Source organism: Achromobacter sp. FW305-C-28 (assembly GCF_058783235.1).
Genome location: NZ_JBYSYL010000004.1, coordinates 18076 through 40656, shown reverse-complemented (window position 1 = coordinate 40656; position 22581 = coordinate 18076). Strand labels below are relative to the sequence as shown.

Here is a 22581-nt window from a genome sequence, read left to right as displayed (position 1 = left end):
CTTAGAAGACCGGAATCACCGAGCCTTCGTACTTGCTCAGGATGAACTGGCGCACTTCCTCGGAGTGGTAGGCCTTGACCAGTTCCGGCACCCACGGCGCGTTCTTGTCCTTTTCGCGCACGGCGATGATGTTCACGTACGGGTTGTTTTCTTTCTTCTCGACCGCGATGCCGTCGCGGGTGGCGATGAGCCCGGCCTGGTAGGCAAAGCTGTTGACGATGGCCGCGGTATCCACGTCAGGCAGCGAGCGGGCCAGCACCACCGAGGCGCTTTCCACGAAGTCCAGCTTCTTGGGATTGGACGTCACGTCCGCCAGGGTTGCAGTGCCCGTGGCCGGATCGAAACCGTCGCGCAGCGTGATCAGGCCGTTGTCGCGCAGGATCACCAGCGCGCGGGTCTGATTGCTGGGGTCGTTGGGAATGCCGACCTTGGCGCCGTTGGGCAGGTCTTTCAGCGACTTGTACTTCCTGGAATAGAACGCGATGGGCGAGATCAGCGTGTTGGCCACCGACACCAGCTTGTAGCCGCGCTGCTTGATCTGGTCGTTCAGGAAGGGAATGTGTTGGAAGGCGTTGGCGTCCAGATCGCCGTTGTTCAGCGCCTCGTTGGGGCTGGCGGTGCCGGTGATGACGATCGGTTCGACGGCCAGGCCATTCTTCTTGGCGACCTGCGCCACGACTTCCCAGATCTGCTCGTCGACGCCGCCGCGCACGCCCACCTTCAGGGGCTTGGGATCGGCCGAGAACGCCGGTCCGTGGAACATCGCCGCAGCGGCCAGCACGGCGCCCAGCAGACCCTTGATGAGCGTGCCCGTGCGGGCGGAGAAAGTACGGGGAGTCATATGGAAATCGCCTCTAAGTCAAACCGGTTATGAGAGAGACGATTCTAGGGATGGCCCTTGCGCGCACGAACGAATAGTTGGTTGAGTCCTTATTACAGGGGTGTTTGGTTATGTGGCGGGCGCATATGGCGGCGGTGCGAAAAGCAGGAACCGCTTGGAGCGGACGGGCGCAGGGTCCCGGTCCGCCAGCCTGGCATTCAGAACGGCTTGACGACCACCAGCGTCACGATCACCGCAGCCGCAATGACAGTGAACGGCGCATACAGATCGACCAAGGGCGGTCGCTTGGCGCTGCCTTGGGCCAGGCGGCGCAGCGCGGCGCTCTGGATGCCCAGCAGCGCCGACAGTGCCACCGCCAGCGCCACCTTGATCCACAGCCAGTCCATGGCGAACCAGCCAAAGGTCATGGCCAGGTGCAGGCCGACCAGCCAGGCCAGCACCATGGCCGGCGTGGTCACGAACAGTGTCCAGCGGCGCAGCGCGCCCAGCATCTTGCGTTCCTTCGGCGCCTCGTCGCTGTCGGGCGGCTGCGACGACAACAGGAACAGGGACACGAACAACGAGCCGCACAGCCATGCGACCACGGCGGCGACATGCAACATTTTCAGGAGTTGGTAGGTCATGCGCGGCATTATCGCCGGACGGCGGACCGATGCGGGGCGGTATTGCGGCCCGGGTTTGCGCTGGGGCAAACGCGATGACGCCGGGCGCCAAGGCCGCGTGTGAGTCCCGCCGTGGCGGCGGCCTGCACCGCCTGTTGGAGGAAACGGTCTGCGCCGCCAGTCGGGGAAGTTACTTGGCGGCGTCGGCCGCCGGCTGCGTGGCAGGCGTGGCGGGCGTCGCTGCCGGCGTGGCCGCGGCAGGCGTGGTGGGGCTGGAGGCCGCCGCAGCCGGAACCGCCGAATCCCCCTTCACCGCCGGGCTGGCCGGCGCGGTGGACGCCCCGGCAGCGTTGGCGGGTGCCGCGGCAGGCAGTGCCCGGGCCGGCTCGGCCGCGGGCTTGTCGCCGGCCGCCGGCGCACCGCTGGCCGTGGACGGATTGAGCGTATCGGCCGGCGCGTCCGGCGTGGTCACGGGGTCGGCGGGCGGCTTGGGCGCGGCGGCCTTGCCGCGGCCGGGCGGCGGCACGTGGGGCGCCGCCGCGGCCTGCGCATCCGGCAGGAAGCGCTGCAACAGCTGGAAGAAGCCTTCATAGAACGCCGGCCGCGACACGGTCTGGCTGGCCGTCTTGACCAGCGAATCGTCGCTGGCGCCGAACGGCATCGATACCTGCCCCAGCACACTCACGCCCACGCTGGCCGAACTGGAGGTGCGCTTGATGGAATAGCGGTCCTGCACGGCGTTGGCGAACACGGTGGCGCGCTCGTTGGCGGCCCCGTCCGAGGCGCAATCGATGTTGAAGCTGATCTGCGTGTGCTGGCCGTCGTCGCCCTGGAAATTCTTGTGGCCGGTGACGCGCGAACCTTCGAACTTGTCGATGTTGTAGCCCTGGCTGAGCAAGGCCCGCCGCCCGGCGTCGCACGCCGTGGTGCTGCCCGCCGCGACCGACCGCGAGTAGGTGTCGTTCTGGGTGAAGTCTTCTTTTTCGAAGGCGGCTTTGGGAGCGGCGCATCCCGCCAGGACGGCTGCCAGGGCAGCGCACAACGGAAGGGCAAAACGAGGGGTGACGCGGGGCATGAAAAAATCCGGCTTCGGGGCGACGGGGGGATTATCGGCCAAGGGCCGAGCGTGCGTCGCCCGCGTGAGCCTGCGCAGTGATGAGTTGAAACAGCTTTATAGCCCATATGGGGCGTCGATGCCTGCGGGCACATGCCGTAACCCTTATGTGTCAAGGCGTAGCCCGCGCCGGCACGGGCGCCGCGCCGCCCGGGGTCGGCCCGTGCTCCGCCAGGGTCTCTTCCCGCACCAGACTGCGCCGATACTTGCCGCAGCCCACGGCCAGAAGACCCACGCACAACAGCGTGGCCACCCCGATCAGCAGCGACATGGAATGGCCCACCGCCGCGGGCAGCTTGAACAGGCGATCCGTCAGCAAGGCCACGGCCGTCGTGCCCGCCCCCAGGCCGATCAGGTTCGAGATCAACAGGAACAGCGCCGACACCTGCGCCCGCAGCTGGTTGGGCGGCAGGATCTGCATCGCGGCGGTGGACGTGGGCATGGGAAACGAGGCAAAGAACATCGCCGGCAGCAGCAGGCCCACCGACAGCCACAGGCCGTCGACCTGTGTGAACGCCACGGCGGGCACGGCCATGCCGACTGCGCCGATGACGCCGGCGCGCAGCGGCGCATCGCTGTAGCCGCGCTTGGCCAGCCAGTCCATCAGCCAGCCGCCGCAGAATACGCCGGCCGTATTGGCCACCAGCACCACCACGCCCAGCATGTAGCCCACGTCCACCGGCGACAGGCCGTACTTGCGCATGTAGAAAGCCGGCGTCCAGCCGAGCAGGCAGAACAGGATCATGGCGTAGAACGAAAACCCCAGGTAGTGGCAGAAGAACGTGCCGCGGTGACGCCCCAGGAAACGAAAGGTCTCGCCCACCGAAGGCTTTTGCGCCTGGCCGGCCGCATCGCGGCGCACGCCGCGGCGTTGCGGATCGCGCACGGTCAGCAGAATCAGCAGTGCCACCAGCAGCCCGGGCAGGCCGACGATGAAGAAGGTCACCTGCCAGGGTCGCAGCGCACCCAGCAGCGGCACCGACACGCTGTCCACGCTTTTGAGCAGGTTGATGACGTAGCCGCCGATCAGGAAGGCCATGCCGCCGCCGATGAACGAGCCGATGGAATAGATGCCCACCGCGCGGCCCAGCTTGTGGCGCGGAAACATGTCGCTCAGCATCGAATAGGTGGCGGGCGACAGCGCGGCCTCGCCCACGCCGACGCCGATGCGCGCCAGGAACATCTGCGCGAAGCTGCGCGACAGGCCACAGGCCGCGGTGGCCAGGCTCCAGAACGCCACGCCGATGGCGATGATGCGGGGCCGCGAATACCGGTCGGCCAGCAGCGCGATGGGAATGCCCATGAAGGCGTAGAACAGCGAAAACGCCAACCCGTGCAACAGGCTGAACTGCGTGTCCGACAGTTGCAGGTCGTGCTTGATGGGCTCGATCATCAAGGCCAGGATCTGCCGGTCGACGAACGAAAATATGTACGCTAGCATGCAGATCAGGACGACATACCACTCGTAGGCATAGCTGGTCTTGGCCGCGTCGTTTCGGGGGTCGCCCATCATGTTTTTCCCTTGTATCGCAACGGGATCGCGCCGGCCCCGCCAGGGTGGCGGCTGCGTCCCCTTGTCTGGTTCGCCAATCCGGGCTTGCGTCGGCAGGCCCGCATGGCTGCATCTTTTGTAGGCCTTTGCGCCCACCGGCTCTATACCGGGCGCGCAACGGCTATTCCCGGGGCGCAGGAAAGCATGTTCCAAGACACCTATCCGCTACAACGCCATTGCCTGCTCAATTCGGGCAATGTCTCTGAAATCACGGACCAGGTCAGCCAGCACCTGTGGTCGCACCGCATGTGCGTGGCCCCGGGCGAGCCCATGCGCTCGCGGCTGTACGGGGTGTTCTTCGGCACCGCCGCGCTGTTCGACCTGCACTACGGCGCCGACGTCGAAATCGATGCCGGCGACATCGCCCGCTACTACCTGGTGCGCGTCACGCTGCAAGGCGCCGGGCTGGTCACGCTGGGCAAGCGCAGCGCGCGCTTACGCGAAGGCAGCCTGACCATTTCGTCGCCGTCCGAACGCAGCATCATCCGCATCGGCCAGGACTGCCGCAGCCTGATCCTGCGCATCGAACGCCAGGCCCTGGAGCGCCACCTGCAGCAACTGCTGGACCGGCCGGTCAAGCAGCCGCTGGTGTTCGACCTGGAAGCCGCCCCGGGCTCGGCGGGCCTGGCGGCCGTGCAGGAAACGCTGGACTACGTGTGCCGCCTGTACCGCCACCCCGCCATCGAAGGCGTGACGCAGACGCTGGCCGCGGGCTTTTCGGACTATCTGGTGTCGTTGCTGCTGACCCAGCTGCCGCACAACTATTCCGATGCGGTGCGCGCCGACCGCCGCCAGCCGCTGCCCCAGCACGTGCGCCGCGCCCGCGACTACATCGAAGAACACATCGACGCGCCCATTGCCCTGACTGAACTGGCGGCGCATTGCGGCGTGTCCATCCGCACCTTGCAGAACGGCTTCACGCAGTTCCTCAAGCAAAGCCCCAGCGACTACCTGCGCAACCGCCGACTGGCGCTGGCGCACGCCGCGCTGGGGCAAGCGCGGGACGGCGACAGCGTCACCGACATCCTGCTGCGCTGCGGCGTCACCAGCTTCGGCCACTTCGCCACGCATTACCGCAAGCGGTATGGCTGCCTGCCGTCCGACACGCTCAGGCAGCGCCGCGCCTGTACGCCCTGATGGCGGCGGGCTGGCGCTTGAAGCAGTGCCTGGTCGCTGCCTGATCGCCGCCAGACTGCGGCCGCTGCCATGGCACGCACCTCGCCGCCCTGCATTTGCTTGCCGATCCGGTATCCCGCCTGCGCGTTCGGCGCAGACCGCGCCTTGTCCCATCGCTAGGATCAAAGCCTCTATCGAAGGAGCTTGATCATGCGCATCGGCGTTATTGGCGGCGGCCACGGCTGCTACGCGGCGGCGGCCGACCTGGTGGAAAAAGGGCATCGCGTGCGGCTGTGGCGCCGCGACGGGGCCGCGTTCGACAGCCTGCGCCAGGCCGGCGCCCTCACGGTGACCGACTATCGCGGCACGCGCCGCATCCCGCTGGGCGACGGCCCCGGCCAGCTGGCGCTGGCGGCTGACCTGGGCGCCGCGGCAGACGGCGCGCAGTTGCTGGTGATTCCGCTGCCGGCCACGTCCCACGCCGCCCTGGCGCCTGACCTGGCGCCGCACCTGCAAGACGGCCAGGTGGTGTTCCTGCCGCCCGGCACCTTCGGCAGCCTGCTGTTCGCCCGCGCCCTGAAAGACGCCGGCAACCCGGCCGAGGTGGCCTTTGCCGAGACCGGCACCCTGCCCTACCTGGCGCGCAAGCACGGCGACCGCGTCGTGATCAGCGCCTACGCCACGCGCCTGCCCACCGGCGTCTTTCCCGGCCGCCTGTCCGGCCCCGCCCTGGAAGTGCTGGCGCAGGCCTACCCCAGCATCGAGCCGATCGAAGACGCCCTGTCGGGCGCGTTGATGAACGCAGGGCCGGTGATCCATCCGCCGCTGATCCTGATGAACGCCGGCCCGCTGGAACACTTCGACAAGTGGGACATCCACAACGAAGGCACGCAACCGTCCATCCGCCGCGTGACCGACGCGCTGGACGCCGAACGCATCGCCGTGCGCACGGCGCTGGGCTATGCGGCGCCGCACTTTCCGCTGGCCGACCACTACGCCGCCGCGGGCGATGAATGGATGTACGGCCGCGGCGCGCACGGCAAGCTGACCGACAGCGGCGACTGGCGCGAGAACATCGACCTGGCGCGCCACCGCTACATGCTGGAAGACACGCGGCTGGGCCTGTCGTTTCTGGTGTCGACGGGCCGCTGGGCCGGCGTGCCCACGCCGGTGGCGCAGGGCCTGCTCAGCCTGGCCTCGGCCGTGACGGGCCGCGACCTGTATGCCGAAGGCCGCACGCTGGAAGCCCTGGGCCTGCACGGCCTGTCGCGCAGCGCCATGGCCGCGTTGCTGGCGCAAGGGGCCTGACCATGGACAAGACCTTGTGCGTGGTCGGCGCCGGCCGCATGGGCATCGGCATCACGCTGTCGTACATCCATGCCGGGCTGCCCGTCACCCTGATCGACATCAAGCCGCGCGAACGCGGCGAACAGGCCGAATATTTCGCGCGGGTGCTGGGCGACCTGCGGCGCGAACTGGTCACGCTGACGCGGCTGGGCCTGCTGGACGCGGCACAGGCCGACATTGCGCTGGGCCGCGTGCGCCTGACCACCCGCGACGACGCCCGCGTGGACCTGGCCCACGCCCGGGTCGTGTTCGAAGCCGTGCCCGAACGCCTGGACGTCAAGCGCGACACCTTCGCCTGGCTGGGGCGGGCCTGCGCGCCGGACAGCGTCATCGCGTCCACCACGTCCACCTTCCTGGTGACCGAACTAGCCGCGTTGGTGCACACGCCTGCCCGCTTCCTGAATGCGCATTGGCTCAACCCGGCGTATCTCATTCCGCTGGTGGAAGTGAGCCGCGGCCCGCAGACGGCGGACGCCGCGTTGCAGGACCTGCTGGCGGTGCTGCGGCTGGCCGGCAAGACGCCCGTGCAATGCGCGCCGGCGGCCGGCTACATCGTACCGCGCATCCAGGCCCTGGCCATGAACGAGGCGGCCCGCATGGTCGAGGAAGGCGTGGCCAGCGCCGAAGACATCGATACCGCCGTGCGGCTGGGCTTCGGCCTGCGCTTCTCGGTGTTGGGCCTGCTGGAATTCATCGACTGGGGCGGCGGCGACATCCTGCATTACGCGTCCCGCTATCTGGCCGATGCCATCGACCCACGCTTTGCCGCGCCGGACATCATCGCGCGCAACATGGAAGCCGGCCGCAACGGCCTGCGCGAAGGCCAGGGCTTCTACGACTACGCCGGCATGGACGTGGACGCCTACAAGCTGCGGCGGCTGGGGGAGCTGTGCGACCGGTTGCGCATCATGGGCATGCTGCCGCGTCATGACGGGGCTCGGGAAATGGGCGACGTGCGGTAAAGGGGCGCTGCCCCGCTGCCTGCCCGCTGTCAACGATCCAGCATCTCCAGCACCCGCAATGCCAGCCGCACGCGCGCCTCGTTGGGATAGTTGCGGTTGGCCAGGATCACGATGCCCTCTTTGCGCGACGGCACGAAGGCCACGTAGGCGCCAAAGCCGTTGGTGGCGCCGGTCTTGTTGATCCACGTCGCGGGCTGCGGCGCGCTCGGCGGCTGCAAGGCCTGCACCGGCAAGGTCTCGAAGGCCACCTTGGCAGAATTGCCGGCCACCAGGTCATCCACCGACACCGGATAACGGTACTGCTCCCAGATCAGGTCCTGCGTCATCGCGCCCAATTGGTAGTAGCCCGTGTGCGTGGCCGCGATCGCGCGCTGGATGGCGGCCTCCACGGGCGCCACGCCCAGGTTCACCTCGACAAAGCGGATCATGTCGCGGGCGGTCGATTTCACGCCATAGGCCTCGTCCGCCAGCACGCCCGGATTCACCCGCACCGGCGCGTTCTGCTTGTTGTAGCCCCAGGCGTAGTCCGGCATTTTTTCAGGCGGTACGTTCACATAGGTGCTGCGCAGGCCCAACTTGGGCAACAGGCCCTGCTCCAGCGCCGCCACGTAGGGCTGGCCCAGGCTGCGCGCGGCCGCGACGCCCAGCATGCCGATGCTGGGGTTGGCATAGGTGCGGTGCGTGCCGGGCGCATATTGCGGCGTCCAGGCCTTCAAGTAGGCCATCAGCTGGGCCGTGTCCTGCACGGCGTCCGGCACCTGCAAGGGAAAACCGCCCGCCGTGTGCGTGGCCAGGTTGACCAGCGTGGTCTTGGCGAACGCGCTGCCTTGCAGTTCGGGCACGTACTTGGCGGGGGTGTCGCCCAACGACAGTTTGCCCGTGGCCTCTGCATAACCCGCCAGCGTCACGGTGAAAGTCTTGCTGATCGAGCCCAGCTCGAACAGCGTGTCGGGCGATACCGGCTTGCGCGGTGCGCGCGAGGCATCGCCGTAGTTGAAAAAGCGCTGCTCGCCGTTGCGGGTGACGGCGATCGCCATGCCGGGGATGTCGTACTGGCGCATGACCTCGGCGACGGCGGCGTTGATCGCCTCATCAGTAGCCTGCGGCGGCACCGCAGCGACGGGTGCGCGGGGCGCGGACGACGCTGGCGCTGGCTGCCCCGCCGCCAGGGCGGGCCCGGCGCCTGCGGCCAGGGCCAGGAACCACATCGAAGTACGGAATCTTTCCCTCAGGCGCATGCCATTCTTCCTATCGCGTCACACCGGCTGGCGCCGGCCGAATGGCGCCCAGTGTAGGACGAAATTGGCACATCCTAGTACTAACCCTAAGTCTCGCCCGGCCGAAAATTTGGCTATCCTGCTTCGGTCGATTCAAAACCCCGCAGAAGAGACTCGCCCCCGTGGCGGGCGCCGACGGAGCAACCGCCCCGGAAACTCTCAGGCAACAGGACTGCGCGGTGTAGACAATCTGGAGAGAGGCGCCAAGCGCGCCCACCGAAGGGGATCCCGCGGCGCACACCGCCCGGGTGAAGCTCTCAGGTACCAAGACAGATGGGGTGCTGCTGCCGGTTGGCCGCAGCCACGCTATCTGGAGCCACCATGCCCCGCATCGCCATCATCGGCGCCGGTATCACCGGCGTCACGTCTGCGTACGCCTTGAGCAAACTGGGTTACGACGTCACGGTCTACGACCGCCAGCGCTATCCCGCCATGGAAACGTCCTATGCCAACGGCGGCCAGCTGTCCGCCAGCAACGCCGAAGTCTGGAACAGCGCCGCCACCGTCATGAAGGGCCTGCGCTGGCTGGGCCGCCGCAATGCGCCGCTGCTGCTCAACCCGCGCTTCTCCTGGCACAAGTATTCGTGGCTGGCCCAGTTCATGGGGCAGATCCGCAATTACCGCCAGAACACCATCGCCACCACCCGGCTGGCCATCGAGGCGCGCCAGCACCTGTACGCCATGGCCGAGGAAGAAGGCATCGACTTCGACCTGGAACGGCGCGGCATCCTGCACATCTACCACGACGCCGCCAGCTTCGAGACCGCACGCCGCGCCAACGCGCTGCTGCGCGAAGGCGGACTGGAACGCCACGCGGTCACGCCCGACGAAGCACGCGCCATCGAACCCGCGCTGCAAACGGCGTGCCATGGCGGCTTCTACACGCCGTCCGACGCCACCGGCGACATCCACAAATTCACCAGCGGCCTGGCCCGTGCCTGCGAGCGCCGCGGCGTGCGCTTCGAGCAGGACGCCGACATCCGCGCCATCAGCCGCGACGGCCTGCCCTACGTGCTGGACATTGCCCGCGAAGGCGGCACGCAACACGAACAGCACGAGGCCAGCGCCATCGTCATCTGCGCGGGGGCCGCCAGCCGCCAGTTCGCGCGCCGGCTGGGCGACTCGTTGAACATCTACCCGGTCAAGGGCTATTCCATCAGCGTGCACCTGGACGAGCCCGACAGCCGCGCCGCCGCCCCCACCGTCAGCCTGCTCGACGAGGCCGCCAAGATCGTCACCAGCCGCCTGGGCGACCGCTTCCGCGTGGCCGGCACGGCGGAATTCAACGGCTTCAACATGGACATCCGCGCCGAACGCATCCAGCCGCTGGTGGACTGGACCCGCAAGCACTTCCCCGGCGTACGCACGTCACGCGTGGTGCCCTGGTGCGGCCTGCGCCCCATGACGCCCAACATGATGCCGCGCGTCGGCCCGGGCAAGCGGCCCGGCGTGTTCTACAACACCGGGCATGGGCATCTGGGGTGGACCTTGTCGGCAGCAACGGCGCAGATGCTGGCGGCGAGTGTGCGGGACGGGGTCGCGCTGGCGTAGCGCCTACCGCGCCAGCAACTGCGGCACCGACGACGCCAGCAAGGTCAGCCCTGAACACGTCAGCAGCCCCAGCACCGTGCGCCGGAACGTCACCTCGGAAATGCCGATGTACAGGCGGGTGCCCAGCAGCGTGGGGATCAGCATCGCCGGCGCCACCACGGCGAACATGGGTGCCATGTCGCGGGTGACGATGCCGGTGGCCAGGTAGGTGGCCATCGTCACCGACAGCATGGCCAGGTTGAAGTTCTGGATCACGGCGCGCTGCGTGTCCTTGTTGAAGCCGCGCAGCGTGCACCACAGCGTGGGCACGCTGCCCGCGAAACCGCCGATGCCGCCCAGCACGCCGCCGACCAGACCCACGGCGCCATCGCCCAGGCGGTTGCCGCCGATGCGCGGCAGCCGCTGCGACATCAGCATGACCGGGCACCACAAGGCCAGCAAGGCGCCCAGCACCGCCTTGAACCAGTCCATGTCCAGGTGCGGCAGCACCAGCACGCCCAGCGGAATGCCGGCCAGGCCGCCGATCAGGAAAGGCCACAGCAGTTGCCAGTCAAAGCCCCGGCGCACCGAGAACACGGCCAGCAGTTGCCCGGTCAAGGCGCCGAAGACGGCCAGCGCGGCGGCCAGACGCGGGTCCAGCACCCAGGCCCAGAACGACATGGCCACCATGCCGAACGCGAAGCCCGACAGCCCCTGCACGAAGCCCGCCACCGCCGCGCCAAGCGCCACTACCCATACCGCATCCATCCCTGCTGTCTCCTTGATTCCGGGGCCGGTTGCGGCCTCTTGCTGTCATGACCGGGGATTCTAGGCAGGTACGGCGCGCAAGGTTATTTGAAGTGCTGATGAGGGAATAGGTTTTCGATAATGGCGCGCCGAAGCGTTGCGCGCGCGGTCGAACCCGGCACGCAAGCGTTCAGGCTAGCCTTGCAGAACCTCGTAGAACCTTTCGGCCTCGCCCCGGTCGCCCAGCACGGGGGTCAGTCGGTCGAGCACGGCGTCGCGGTAGGAAGGTTTGATCTCCCAGTCGTCGTTGCGCAGGTCTTCGTCCGCGTCCAGGTAGACCTCGCCCACGGCGGCCAGGGCGGCGGCCAGCGTCCAGAGGTCCGGCGCGATGTCGTCGGGTTCCCATTTGCCGGTGCCGTGCATCGCATACAGGATGCGGCCGCTACCCGTGTCCAGGATGAAGGGATCGGCGTTCAGGTCGGCGATGACCAGCCAGTTGTCCTGCCAGGCCGGCACCCGCTGGCCGTTGGAGGCATCCCAGCGGTAGCCGGCCTGCAGATCCCACAGGCGGCTGAGCGCGGGGAAACACACATTGGTTTCCGACAGCGTGATGCCGACCGGGCCGATGTGCGCGTGGTACGTCTGTCCCAACGGACCGATGCGGGCATAGAAATCGGCCAGCGCGTCGGGCAGCGGGATTTCGCCGCGCCATTCGTCGCGGCCTTGCGGGCGCAGTTCGCCGAAGCGGGCAAAGCGGTCCCGCAAGACGTCCACTGGGTAAGGGTCGAGCTGGGGCATGGAAAATTCCTGTGTCGCACGTGCCGTGTTGTAAGTGATCACGGCGCCGTTATTTTGCTACAACGCGCGGGTTGCGCCGGGCTACCCACGGCGCGCGCGTCAGGATTATTCCAGGCATTGGATTTTCGCCCGCCAACCCGATATGATGATGCTTCTTTCAAGACGCCCTCCCGGTCCGCCGGGAGGGCGTTTCTTTTGGCTTTTTCCAACCCAGAAGGAACCCTTGAAATGACCCATCCCCCCTCCTCCCATCCGAACGCCGGCAACGATGCCGCCGCGGCCAGCCTGTTGGGCTTTGTCCGCCACGGCCACGGCCCGGAACCTGTGCTGGTGCTGCACGACTGGCTGGGCGACCATGGCAACTACGCCGCGATGACGCCCTATCTGGACGGCGACGCCTGCACCTATGTGTTCGCGGACCTGCGCGGCTATGGCCTGTCGCGCCCCCTGACGGGCGCCTGCACGGTCGATGAGATCGCCGCCGATTGCCTGGCGCTGGCCGACCACCTGGGCTGGCCGCGCTTTAACGTGCTGGGACATTCGATGACGGGCATGGTCACGCAGCGCCTGGCGGCGAATGCGCCTGACCGCATCAAGCGGGCGATTGCCGTGTGCCCGGTGTCGGCTGCGGGCAATCGACTGGGCCCGGACGCGTATGCGTTCTTTGCCAGCACGGCGCACGACGACGAGGCCTTTTGCCGCCTGATGCAATACGTGACCGGTGGCCTGGGCCGCGGCTGGGCGCAGGCCAAGCTGCGGCGGCATCGCGCGTCGGTGGCCCCCGCTTGCCGCATTCCCTACCTGGACATGCTGGTCCACACGGATTTCGTAGACGAGGTGCGCGGGCTGACGACGCCGTACCTGGTGATCGTGGGCGACAAGGACCCGGGGCTGGACGAAGTCGCCATGCGGCAGACGTTCCTGGCGTGGCATCCGAACGCCCAACTGCGGGTGATGCCGAACTGCGGCCATTACCCGATGCAGGAATGCCCGCCGGCGTTTGCGACACTGATCGAGGCGTTCCTGGCGGACAAAGCCGTTTGATCAGGCATCGGCCCCGCGCAGCAGCGCCCCCACCTGTTCCAGTTCGGCCTCGCTGCGCGCGCTGTAGCCGATGACCACGCCGGGCGGCATCGTCACGCGCAGGCAGAAGTCGGCCACCGACTGGATGCCGATGCCGCGTGCCTGTGCACGGCGCAGCAGGTCCGCCAGGTCCATGCCGGGCGGCAGCCACCACACCAGGTGAAAGCCCGCCTGCTCGCCGCTGACGCGCAGCGGCGACGGGCCTGCGGCCTGTTGCAGCAGCCGCAGCAGCAGGTCGCGCCGGGCCGCGTAGACGGGCCGCGCGCGGCGCACGTGGCGGGCGAAACTGCCGTCTTCCAGGAAGTTGGCCAGCGTCATCTGTTCGATGATGCTGTTGGACCGCCCCGTGGTGTGGCGCGTCCGCGTGAACGCCGCCACCAGCGGCCGCGGCAGCACCGCATAGCCGATGCGCAGCGCGTTGAACAGGGTCTTGTTGAAGCTGCCGCAGTGGATCACGCGGTCCGCGCTGTCCAGGCTTTTCAGGGCGGCCAGCGGCGCGCTGTCGTAGTTGAATTCGCTGTCGTAGTCGTCTTCCAGGATCCAGCTGCCGGTCTGCGCGGCCCAATCCAGCAGTTCCAGGCGGCGCGACACGGGCATGGTGACGCCGGTGGGCGACTGATGCGCGGGCGTGACGTGCACCAGCTTGACGCCGCGCTGGCGGCGGGCGCTGGCCACCGAAAAACCGTGCTCGTCGATGGCGATGGGCGTGATGCGGCGCGTGTACTGGCTGAACAGCGGCACGGCGTTGAGGTAGCCGGGGTCTTCCACCAGCACCTTGTCGCCCGGCGACAAGAGCACGCGGGCGCTCAGATCGATGCCGTCGCGGATGCCGGTCAGCACCACTACCTGGTCGGCATCGCAGGCGATGCCGCGCGCCGCGCCCAGGTAACGCGCAATCTGCTCGCGCAGCGGCCGCCAGCCCTGCGATTCCTCGTTGGCCAGTTGCGACGGCGTGACGCGCTGGGCACTGGCCGTCAGCCCCTTGCTCCATGCCGCCATCGGGAACAGCGAGGCATCGGCGCTGCGGGCCGTGAAAGGCGGCTCTGAACGCGGCGGCGGCACCGGCGGCAGGCCGGTTGCCGGGCGTACCGATACGGCACGCGGTGGCGGAGCGGATGCGCCAGGCACTGCCGGCGTGGCCAAGTGGCCGCCCCCTTGCGCCGCCTCGCCGGGCAAGCCATCGCGAAAGAAATTATCGGGAATGACCGCCGCCACATAGGTGCCCGACCCGACCGTGCCCGCCGTATAGCCTTCGCTGTGCAACTGATCGTAGGCGGATTCGACGGTGGACCGCGCGATATGCCAGCGTCCGGCCAGGCTGCGCGTGGACGGCAGCCGGCTGCCCGAGGGCAGCACGCCTTTGAGGATGCGCTCGCGGATCTGGCGGTAGACCCAGGTCTGCTTGGATTCCCCGGCCCGGGGCGGGTCCAGCGGCAAGTCCAGGCTGGCTTCCTGGCGGGTTTCCCGCAGGGCCGCCCGGCGGGAAACCCGCCGCGTGTCGGGCGGGGTTTCCGGGTGGCTACCTCCGGTTGCATCCTGCATAAGTGGCTTGGTCATATTCATAAAAATGGCCCTGGCAGACAAAGCCATTCTATCGCTACATTGCGCTCCATGCGCCCCCCACGGGTCTATCAACGGAAACGCGCCATGACCACGCCCTCCCTATACACCATCACCCTCGACACCGGCCACTTCACCACCGACGGCACGACGACGCTGCTGGACGCCGCGTTGGCCCAGGGGGTGCCGGTGCCTTTTTCCTGTCAGCGCGGCGAATGCGGCTCGTGCCGGGCCACGGTGGTGGACGGCTGCCACGAACGCCTGGCCCCGCCCACCGAACGCACGTACGTCACCGCCGACGATGAACTGCTGATGTGCCAGTGCCGCGCGGCGGGCGACCTGGCGCTGCGCTTTCCGCATTGGCGCGAACCCGCCCTGCAAGCGCAGCGCCGCGAGGCCGTCGTCGTGTCGCGCGTGCCGCTGACCGAAGACGTGACCCAGCTGATCGTGCAGGTGCAGGGCGAAGACGCCTTCGCCTGGCAACCGGGCCAACACGTCGAATTCTTGCTGGAAGACGGCAGCCGGCGGCCTTTTTCCATTGCCAGCCTGCCGTCGGCCGCGGGCCCGGCCCGGCTGGAATTCCAGATCCGCCGCATGCCCGGCGGCGGCTTCACCGAACGCCTGCTGCCGCGCCTGATGCAGGGCGACACCCTGGCGCTGGAAGGTCCGCTGGGCGGTTGCACCTGGCCAGACGAAGGCTGGCCGGACGACATCGAACACCTGGTGCTGCTGGCCACGGGCACGGGCTATGCGGGCGTGTACCCGATCCTGATGGCCGGGCTGCAAAGCCCGGCCATCAAGAACGTGACGCTGTACTGGGGCGGCCGCTCGGCCGACGACTGCTATGCCGCGCCGATGCTCAATGCCCTGCTGGGCAAGGGCGGCTTTCAATGGCATGCGGTGGTGCCGCAAGACGACGCCGGTGCGCCCCCGCAGGCCCATGCCTACGTGCAGGACAGGGCCGCGGCGGCCGGCCACGACTGGGCGCGCACGGTGGTCTACGCCTGCGGCAACCCCGCCATGGTGCGCGCGGCGCGCGACCGGCTGCGCCACGCCGGCCTGCCCGACGACCGCTTTCTGTCCGAAGCCTTCGTGCCCGCGACCGGCGCCGGCCCCGTCGTGGCGCCCGCCCCGGCCCACCCGTGGGAACGGGTCAGCCCGCGCTTCACCATGGACGGCATTCTGCGTGCGCGGCGGCGGTCGCTGACGGCGGTGCGCGAGATCGCCGCGCTGATCCAGCCCGGCATGACCACGCGCGAAGCCATCACCGCGGCCGACGCGCACCTGCGCCGCATGGGCGCATCGCACAACTGGCATCCGACCTACGTGCGCTTCGGCGCCGACACGCAGTCACCCGCCGTGCATCCCACCGACTTCCAGCGCCGGCTGGGCGACAAGGACATGTTCGTGGTGGACATCGGCCCGGTCTGGGACGGCTACGAAGGCGACTATGGCGACACCTTCGTGGTGGGCGCGGACGCCGACCGCCAGCGCTGCGCCGAGGCCGCCCGCCAGGTGTTCGCCCGCACCCGCGAGGCCTGGCTGCAAGGCCTGAGCGGCGCGGCCCTGTACGACCGCGCCGAAGCCTATGCGCGTGAACACGGCTGCGAACTGGTGCGCGAGATTCCCGGCCACCGCGTGGCGGATTTTCCGCATGCGCTGTATGGCAAGCACCAGTTGGCAGACGCCGACTTCGTGCCGGCCGACGGCATCTGGGTACTGGAGATCCAGGTGCGCGACCGGACGCTACCGATCGGCGCGTTCTACGAAGACGTGCTGCTGCGCTAGGCGGCCGGCTGGGTCAGGCCCGTCAGGCGGGTCAGTTGCCCATCAGGCCGACCCCGCCCCCGCCGGCCGCTGGCGCGCCCGGTGCAGCGCCCCGACCTGTTCGGCCAATTCCGCGTCCGGCCCGTCCACCGGCGTGTCGGTGATGACATCGGTGATGCGCAGTGCCTTGACCCGCGGCGCGGGAAAACCCAGTTCCTGCATCCATGCGCTCAATTGCGGGGTGGAACTGGCGTAGACGATGCGGCCCAGCCCGACCCAGCCGTGCGCAGCGGCGCACATGGCGCAGTGCTCGCCCGACGTATACACGGTGCTGGCGGCGCGCTGGGCGGGCGTCAGGTTGGCGGCGGCCCACCGTGCGATCTCGAATTCCGGATGGCGCGTGTGGTCGCCCCCGGCCACGTGGTTGCGGTCTTCGAACAGCACCTGGCCGTCGGCCGACAGCAGCAGCGAACCGAAGGGCTCGTCGCCCTGGGCCAACGCCTGCCGCGCCAATTCGACGCAGCGCGCCAGGTAAAGCCTGTCTTGTGCAGAGATCATGCCTGTGCTCCTTTTGCGTGGCGCCGGGGCGATGATGCCCCCCTGACACCCTAGGGTTTATCCTGATCCATGTCCTGTCGATTTGCGGGAGGCTCATGCGTCGAGCCAGTACATCCCCCCACTTTCCCTTCAAGGCGGAAATGACCATGACGACAGGAACCGTAACTTTGCACCGCGTGCTGCGTGCCGCCCCCGACCGCGTGTACCGCGCCTTTCTCGAGCCGGATGCCGTCGTGCGCTGGCTGCCCCCGTATGGCTTCACCTGCCTGGTCCACGAACTGGACGCCAAGGTGGGCGGCTCGCACCGGATGTCGTTCCGCAATTTTGGCACCGGCCATCGCCACGACTTCGGCGGCAAGTACCTGGAATTGGTGCCGAACGAGAAAATTCGCTACACCGACCAGTTCGACGATCCTGACCTGCCGGGCCAGATGCAGACCACCATCACGCTGCGCAAGGTGTCCTGCGGCACGGAAATGACCGTGGTGCAGGAGAACATCCCGGCGGTGATTCCCACCGAGATGTGCTACCTGGGCTGGCAGGAATCCCTGGCCCAGCTGATGCGGCTGGTGGAACCGCAGATTCCGGATTGACGGCGCCTGGCTGCGGGGTGCGCGCGGGCGGCCACGCGCCGCGCCATCATTCGCCTGGCGGCCGCCCCCGCAAGGCGCGTCAGCGTTCGCGTTCGGCCAGCGCTTCGAGCAGCTCGGCCGACGGCGCGAAGAACAGGCCGCCGGTGACCGCGCGGCTGTAATCCAGCAGGCGGTCGTAGTTGCCCGCAGGACGGCCGACGAACATGTTTTCCAGCATCTGCTCGATGGGTGCGGGCGAACGCGCATAGCCGATGAAGTAGGTGCCGAATTCACCCGAGCCCGGGCGGCCGAACGGCATGTTGTCGCGCAGGATCTTGACCTCTTGGCCGCCCTCGTCCAGCGTGGTCAGCGAACTGTGCGAATACGACGGCTTGACGTCGTCGGGCAGCTCGACGTTGGTGAGCTTGCGCCGGCCGATGATGCGTTCCTGCTGCTCGGTCGGCAGGGCTTCCCAGGCGGTCATGTCGTGCAGGTACTTCTGTACCAGCACGTAGCTGCCGCCCGAAAAGGCCGGGTCTTCGTCGCCGATCAGGGTGAAGTCGGCCAGCTCGAAGCCCTGCGGGTTTTCGGTGCCGTCGACGAAACCGATGATGGCGCGGCGGTCGAAATAGCGGAAGCCATGCACTTCGTCGACCACCTTGGCGGCCGTGCCCAGGCCGGCCACCAGCAGCGTGGCCAATTCGAAACAGGCATCCATGGCTTCGGCGCGGATGTGCAGCAGGATGTCGCCGGGGGTGGACACGGCCACCCGGTCGCCCGAGCCGAATTCGCGGAACGGATGCAGCGAGGCCGGGCGCGGCGCGCCGAACAGCGTGTCCCAGGCGGATGAGCTGAAACCGCAGATACAGGACAGGTCGGCTGCCACGGCGCGGGTACCGACCGTGCGGACCAGCGCGGCGACGTCTTCGCACCAGGCGCGCACGGTGGCAGCGTTGTCGGCGCCGGGGTTCAACGTGGCGACCAGGAAGATCGCATAGCGGGCGTTGGGGCTGAGGACGGCTTGGGGTTCGACGGGTTTTTCGGGCATGGAATGTCTGGGTCTGGAAAGGCGGGAAGGAAACGCGCTTGAAATATAGCTGATGCCACGCGGGCTGCCGGGCGCACTGTCTCAGAACTGTCACGCTTTGGCGTCACCATCGCGCCTCATGACGACGCCCGCGGCCCCGGCCGACTACCAATCCGACATTTCCGGCCTGATCTGCGCATTCCGCTTCGCGGCGGGCGGCGGCGCCGCCACCGAAATCGCCCCGCCCGCACTCGCGGACCTGCTGGAACGCGGCCGGGCCACCGGCCCCGAGGCCCCGCCGGACGACGGCGCCTTCCTGTGGCTGCACCTGAACCTGTCGCAGGCCGGCTGCGTGCGCTGGCTGCAGGCCCACCTGGACCTGCCGGACACCTTCATCGCCATGCTGGGCGATGACGCCCATTCCACGCGTATCGAGCAGCAGGAAGGCGCGCTGGTGGCGGTGTTCAACGACGTGATCTTCGACTTCGACCGTACGCCCGCCCAGGTGTCGACGCTGTGGGTGTGCGCCCACCGCCGGCTGCTGGTGACGCTGCGGCGCAAGCCGCTGCGGTCGCTGGATCGGTTGCGCGAGCACGTGCGGCGCGGCGAGCCGTTCGAGTCGCCCGCCCAGTTGCTGGCGCACCTGATGCGCGACCAGGCCGACCTGATGATGGAGATCGTGCGCAAGGCCAGTGTGGACGTCGATGGCATCGAAGACCATTTCCTGGCGTCGCGCGGCGGCCCCGGCCGCCTGGACCTGGCCGGCACCCGCCGAGTGCTGGTGCGCCTGCAACGCACGCTCGCGCCCGAGCCGGGCTCGGTGTTCCGGCTACTGGCCCGTCCGCCCGCATGGCTGCGGCCGCGCGACGTGCAGGAACTGCGCGAATCCACCGAGGAATTCTCGGTGGTGCTGGGCGACATGGCCGGGCTGGTCGAGCGCATCAAGCTGCTGCAGGAAGAAATGACCGCGCGGCTGGACGAACAGAACAACCGAACGCTGTTCACCTTGACGCTGGTGACGGTGCTGGCCCTGCCCATCAACATCATGGCGGGCCTGTTCGGCATGAACGTGGGCGGCATTCCGCTGTCGGACGACCATCACGGGTTCTGGATCATCTGCCTGCTGGTGGCCGCATTCACGGGGCTGATGGGCTGGTGGGCGTTTCGTCGGCGGCGCGGCGGCTGAAGACCACGGCAGCGCGGCCCAACGCCCCCGCGTCCGGCCACCCGGAATCGGCTGGCACGGCGCACCCGCCGCCCTCATCTGCTGCGCCGCAAAAAGCGCAATCATTTGCTACCGGCCCCCGCCAACGGGATTTTGCAATGCTATAAGTCGACCCATTCTTGCAGACGGCGTATTCCCCTAGAGAGGACATTGCCCATGAAGAAGGCCATCGGCAGCGGTATCGGCAGCGTCGCCCTTTTTTCCTGCGCGATGGCGCCGCCCGCGATGGCCGCCTGCAGCAATGTGGCGCCCGCCAGCAACACCGTCGTCACCTGTTCGGGCGCAGGCATCGCTCCCGTCGCCGCACAGTCCGGCAGCACGGGCGTCACGGTCAACCTGGACAGCACCGCTGCCAGCAACTTCACCCGCGCCGTCAACCCGGTGGGCATCAGCGTCGAAGCCGCCAGCCGCATCAACAACAACGGCCAACTGGTGCTGACGGGCGGCGGCGGCAGCGGCGGTTCGCGCGGCGCCGTGCTGCTGGGCACCGGCGACGGCAATCAGATCCTCAATGGCGCTGGCGCCAGCCTCACCACCACCGGCGCCTTCAACGACGGCATGGCGGCCAACGGCAGCGGCAACACGCTGACCAATCACGGCACGATATCCACGGCAGGTCCCAATGCCTACGGCATGTCGGCCGCCTGGGGCCAGACCAACCAGGGCCAGCACGACAACACCATCACCAATACCGGCACCGTCACCACCACCGGCTCCAACGCGCGTGGCATTTCCATCCTTGGCAGCAACGGCACCATCATCAACAGCGGTACCGTCTCGACCAGCGGTCCGTCGGGCCAGGCGGTCTACATGCAAGGTAACAATGCGCGGCTTATCAATTCCGGCACCATCACGGCCAGCGGCGCAGCAAGCGGCGCCTCGCCAGACGCGGTGTTCTCGAACACGGTGGGAGCCAGTTTCACGGCGACCATCGAGAACCTGGCGGGCGGCCGCATCATCAGCCAGGCCGGCTTCGGCATCCGCACGCTCAATGGAGACACCACGATCATCAACGCCGGTCTGATCGAAAGCGGTGTCGGCACCGCGATCCGCATGGGCAGCGGCAACAATACGCTGATCCTGCAGACCAGCTCGGTCATCAACGGCAGTGCCGATGGCGGCGCGGGCAACAACACCGTCGCACTGCAAGGCACGGGTACGGCGGCCAACGCATTCCTGAACTTCGGCACGCTGCGGATGCAAGGCTCGCTGTGGAACTGGACCGGCAGCGGCACCTTCAGCCAGGCCTATGTGGACAGCGGCACATTGAACGTCGCCAGCACGCTGGACGCCCCTGTCAACGTGGCCGCCGGCACGACGCTGGGCGGCTACGGCACGGTCACCGGCGCTGTCATGAACAACGGCACGATCGCCGTGGCCGACGCCATGCCGTCGCTGGCCGGGTCCGGCAACGGCGCCTTCACCATCAACGGCGCGCTGACCAATGCGGGTCGGGTTCAGTTGGGCGGCGCCAATGTCGGCAACCGCCTGAATGCCGGCAGTTATGTCGGGCAGAACGGCACGCTGGCGCTCAATACCTACCTGGGGGGTGACAACGCCCCGTCGGATCAACTGGTGATCAACGGCGGCACCGCCACGGGATCGACCCAATTGCAGATCAACAATGTCGGCGGTCCGGGCGCAGCGACGGTGTCCAACGGCATCCAGGTGATCCAGGCCGCCAATGGCGCGACCACCTCGCCCAGCGCATTCATGCTGTCGGGCCCGGTGAAGGCCGGCGCGTACCAGTATTACCTAGTGCATGGCGGCGTTACGCCGGGCACGGCCGACAACTGGTACCTGCGCAACGCCGTGTCGCCGCTGGACGGTGCCACCGACTTGCCGGACCCGGCGATCGGCTCGCCCCCGCTGCCGGATCCCCCCGCTGCGGGTTCGGACCCTATCGTGCTCTACCGTCCCGAAGTACCGGTGTATGCCGCCCTGCCCGGCGTGGCACGGCAGCTTGGCATCCAGCAACTGGGCACGTTCCATGACCGGCAGGGTGCGCAATCCCTACTGACGCAGAATGGCACGTTGCCGGCCACCTGGGCGCGCGCCTGGGGCGGTCACGACACCCTGACCCAGCGCGGCGACGCCAACCCGCAGTTCAAGGGCGACCTCTTCGGGGCGCAGGCCGGGCAGGATATCTATGCGCGCACCGGCGACAACGGCCACCGTGACCGCTTCGGCCTGTTCGCCGGCTTTGCGCGGGCCACGGGCGACGTCAACGGCTTTGCGCTGGGCATGCAAGGGCTGGACGCCGGCCACCTGGCCGTGAACGCCTACAGCCTGGGCGCGTACTGGACCCACATCGGCCCGGGCGGCTGGTACACCGACGTGGTGCTGATGGGCAGTACGCTGGACGCCAAGCCGCGCTCGCGCGATGGCATCGGCGACACGACGCACGGCCGGGCCATCACCGGGTCGGTGGAAGCCGGCCTGCCCATCCCGCTGGGCGCCAATGTCGAGCTGGAACCGCAGGCGCAACTGGTGTGGCAGCGGCTGTCGTTCAACGACCTGGACGACGGCATATCGACGGTGGGTTTCAACCGCGGCAATACCTTCCTGGGCCGCGCCGGCCTGCGGCTGCTGGGCCGCTATGAATCGGCGCGCGTGAACTGGCAGCCCTATGTGCGGCTGAACCTGCTGCGCACCTTTGGCGACAACGACCGCACCACCTTCGGCGGCGACACGGTGCTGGGCGCCAACGTCGGCCAGACGGCCGGCAAGGTGGACCTGGGCGTGGCGGCGCAGGTGGGCCAGTCCACCAGCCTGTATGCGGCCGCCAGCGGCTTGACCAACCTGGGCGGCGAACGCCAGCGCAGCGTGTCCGGCAGCGTGGGCGTGCGCTGGGCATGGTGACGCGCCCGGCTACCCGGTGCGTGCTGGGCGCAGCAGCGCGA

General features: G+C 68.3%; 19 protein-coding genes and 2 riboswitches. Of the genes, 9 read left to right on the top strand and 10 right to left on the bottom strand.

The genetic code is table 11. The features are described 5' to 3' along the window. Position 1 precedes the first annotated feature (1 nt). The 4 genes from AC3WMR_RS12270 to AC3WMR_RS12255 form a co-directional block, all read right to left on the bottom strand. Complete coding sequence (locus AC3WMR_RS12270; protein ID WP_492265233.1) at positions 2-841, bottom strand: MetQ/NlpA family ABC transporter substrate-binding protein; 840 nt, start codon at positions 839-841, stop codon at positions 2-4. A gap of 197 nt (positions 842-1038) precedes the next feature. After that, entirely contained in the window at positions 1039-1464 is a 426-nt protein-coding gene (locus AC3WMR_RS12265) for a CopD family protein (RefSeq protein ID WP_492265232.1), read from the bottom strand. 169 nt (positions 1465-1633) lie between these two features. Then, entirely contained in the window at positions 1634-2518 is an 885-nt protein-coding gene (locus AC3WMR_RS12260; protein ID WP_492265231.1) for a DUF2242 domain-containing protein, read from the bottom strand. A gap of 151 nt (positions 2519-2669) precedes the next feature. Then, positions 2670-4070, bottom strand: coding sequence for a spinster family MFS transporter (locus AC3WMR_RS12255; protein ID WP_492265230.1), 1401 nt, complete (start codon positions 4068-4070; stop codon positions 2670-2672). A gap of 183 nt (positions 4071-4253) precedes the next feature. On the opposite strand from AC3WMR_RS12255, the gene AC3WMR_RS12250 reads away from it, so the two are divergent. From AC3WMR_RS12250 to AC3WMR_RS12240, 3 genes are all read left to right on the top strand, one after another. Then, complete coding sequence (locus tag AC3WMR_RS12250; protein ID WP_492265229.1) at positions 4254-5246, top strand: AraC-like ligand-binding domain-containing protein; 993 nt, start codon at positions 4254-4256, stop codon at positions 5244-5246. A 189-nt stretch (positions 5247-5435) separates the two neighbouring features. Continuing rightward, positions 5436-6533, top strand: a complete 1098-nt coding sequence (locus tag AC3WMR_RS12245; RefSeq protein WP_492265228.1) for an NAD/NADP octopine/nopaline dehydrogenase family protein — start codon at positions 5436-5438, stop codon at positions 6531-6533. Between the two features lie 2 nt (positions 6534-6535). After that, positions 6536-7534, top strand: a complete 999-nt coding sequence (locus AC3WMR_RS12240) for a 3-hydroxybutyryl-CoA dehydrogenase (protein WP_492265227.1) — start codon at positions 6536-6538, stop codon at positions 7532-7534. Between the two features lie 29 nt (positions 7535-7563). Here the strand turns inward: AC3WMR_RS12240 and ampC are convergent, their stop codons facing one another. Next, positions 7564-8742, bottom strand: coding sequence for a class C beta-lactamase (gene ampC / locus AC3WMR_RS12235; RefSeq protein WP_492265373.1), 1179 nt, complete (start codon positions 8740-8742; stop codon positions 7564-7566). A gap of 163 nt (positions 8743-8905) precedes the next feature. After that, positions 8906-8996, top strand: a riboswitch (glycine riboswitch). A 1-nt stretch (position 8997) separates the two neighbouring features. After that, positions 8998-9088: riboswitch (glycine riboswitch) on the top strand. Positions 9089-9132: 44 nt separating this feature from the next. Between ampC and AC3WMR_RS12230 the strand changes: the two genes are divergently transcribed. After that, on the top strand, positions 9133-10362 hold the full coding sequence (locus AC3WMR_RS12230) for a D-amino acid dehydrogenase (protein WP_492265226.1): 1230 nt from the start codon (positions 9133-9135) through the stop codon (positions 10360-10362). A 3-nt stretch (positions 10363-10365) separates the two neighbouring features. Here AC3WMR_RS12230 and AC3WMR_RS12225 read toward each other — a convergent pair whose 3' ends face one another. Both AC3WMR_RS12225 and AC3WMR_RS12220 read right to left on the bottom strand, forming a co-directional pair. Then, a complete protein-coding gene (locus AC3WMR_RS12225; RefSeq protein WP_492265225.1) occupies positions 10366-11109 on the bottom strand; it encodes a sulfite exporter TauE/SafE family protein in 744 nt (247 codons plus the stop codon). A 174-nt stretch (positions 11110-11283) separates the two neighbouring features. Further along, complete coding sequence (locus AC3WMR_RS12220; protein WP_492265224.1) at positions 11284-11886, bottom strand: hypothetical protein; 603 nt, start codon at positions 11884-11886, stop codon at positions 11284-11286. A gap of 228 nt (positions 11887-12114) precedes the next feature. Here AC3WMR_RS12220 and AC3WMR_RS12215 point away from each other — a divergent pair, with 228 nt between their 5' ends. Further along, entirely contained in the window at positions 12115-12930 is an 816-nt protein-coding gene (locus AC3WMR_RS12215; protein WP_492265223.1) for an alpha/beta fold hydrolase, read from the top strand. On the opposite strand, the gene pdxR is transcribed toward AC3WMR_RS12215, so the two are convergent. Beyond that, positions 12931-14511: a MocR-like pyridoxine biosynthesis transcription factor PdxR gene (pdxR, locus tag AC3WMR_RS12210; protein ID WP_492265222.1), complete on the bottom strand. Its 1581-nt coding sequence runs from the start codon at positions 14509-14511 to the stop codon at positions 12931-12933. A 105-nt stretch (positions 14512-14616) separates the two neighbouring features. Between pdxR and AC3WMR_RS12205 the strand changes: the two genes are divergently transcribed. Then, a complete protein-coding gene (locus AC3WMR_RS12205) occupies positions 14617-16317 on the top strand; it encodes a M24 family metallopeptidase (protein ID WP_492265221.1) in 1701 nt (566 codons plus the stop codon). A gap of 42 nt (positions 16318-16359) precedes the next feature. Here the strand turns inward: AC3WMR_RS12205 and AC3WMR_RS12200 are convergent, their stop codons facing one another. Beyond that, positions 16360-16854: a nucleoside deaminase gene (locus AC3WMR_RS12200; RefSeq protein ID WP_492265220.1), complete on the bottom strand. Its 495-nt coding sequence runs from the start codon at positions 16852-16854 to the stop codon at positions 16360-16362. 146 nt (positions 16855-17000) lie between these two features. On the opposite strand from AC3WMR_RS12200, the gene AC3WMR_RS12195 reads away from it, so the two are divergent. Further along, on the top strand, positions 17001-17447 hold the full coding sequence (locus AC3WMR_RS12195) for an SRPBCC family protein (protein ID WP_492265219.1): 447 nt from the start codon (positions 17001-17003) through the stop codon (positions 17445-17447). 79 nt (positions 17448-17526) lie between these two features. On the opposite strand, the gene AC3WMR_RS12190 is transcribed toward AC3WMR_RS12195, so the two are convergent. Beyond that, the gene (locus AC3WMR_RS12190; RefSeq protein ID WP_492265218.1) at positions 17527-18474 is read right to left on the bottom strand and encodes a Dyp-type peroxidase; all 948 of its coding nucleotides are present in this window, start codon (positions 18472-18474) and stop codon (positions 17527-17529) included. A 118-nt stretch (positions 18475-18592) separates the two neighbouring features. Between AC3WMR_RS12190 and AC3WMR_RS12185 the strand changes: the two genes are divergently transcribed. Then, positions 18593-19639: a transporter gene (locus AC3WMR_RS12185; protein ID WP_492265217.1), complete on the top strand. Its 1047-nt coding sequence runs from the start codon at positions 18593-18595 to the stop codon at positions 19637-19639. A gap of 195 nt (positions 19640-19834) precedes the next feature. Continuing rightward, the gene (locus AC3WMR_RS12180; RefSeq protein WP_492265216.1) at positions 19835-22540 is read left to right on the top strand and encodes an autotransporter family protein; all 2706 of its coding nucleotides are present in this window, start codon (positions 19835-19837) and stop codon (positions 22538-22540) included. Positions 22541-22581 lie beyond the last annotated feature (41 nt).